Consider the following 455-nt stretch of genomic DNA (forward strand, 5'->3'; position numbering starts at 1 on the left):
GCGTTGCAGCGCGGGCAGGTAGTCGGCGGGCGCACCGCTGGCGGTACGTTCATGGGCGAGGATGATCTGCAGGCGCTCTTTGGCAACGCTTGCAGTCTTCTTCTTCTCGCCGAGCAGGAAAGACAGAATCGACATGGATGTGCGTCTCCTTATTTTCCGCCGCCGAACAGGCGCTGCAGGAAGCCCGGCTTGTTGTATTCGACGTAGCGCAGCTCCTTCTCCTTGCCCAGGAAGCGGTCGATCACATCGTGGTATGCGTTGGCGACGTCCGAGCCTTCCAGGTGGATGGCGGGCAGGCCCTGGTTGGACGCCTGCAGCACAGCTTCGGATTCCGGAATCACGCCAATCAGCTTGATGCGCAGGATTTCCTGGATGTCGGTCAGCGACAGCATCTCGCCTTCGGACACGCGCTTCGGGTTGTAGCGCGTGAGCAGCAGGTGCTCCTTGATCGGCTC

The 455-nt window shown here is 61.3% G+C and carries 2 protein-coding genes; both read right to left on the reverse strand.

Annotated elements, in window-relative coordinates; all coding sequences use genetic code 11:
- The coding region (locus C1I99_RS35110; protein WP_199562481.1) for a cell division topological specificity factor MinE at window positions 1-135 on the reverse strand (135 nt) is incomplete at its 3' end.
- Between the two features lie 14 nt (window positions 136-149).
- Window positions 150-455: hypothetical protein (locus C1I99_RS31935; protein WP_438941475.1), on the reverse strand; the 306-nt coding region annotated here is incomplete at its 5' end.

Source organism: Micromonospora deserti (assembly GCF_003236335.1).
Classification (GTDB): domain Bacteria; phylum Actinomycetota; class Actinomycetes; order Mycobacteriales; family Micromonosporaceae; genus Micromonospora; species Micromonospora deserti.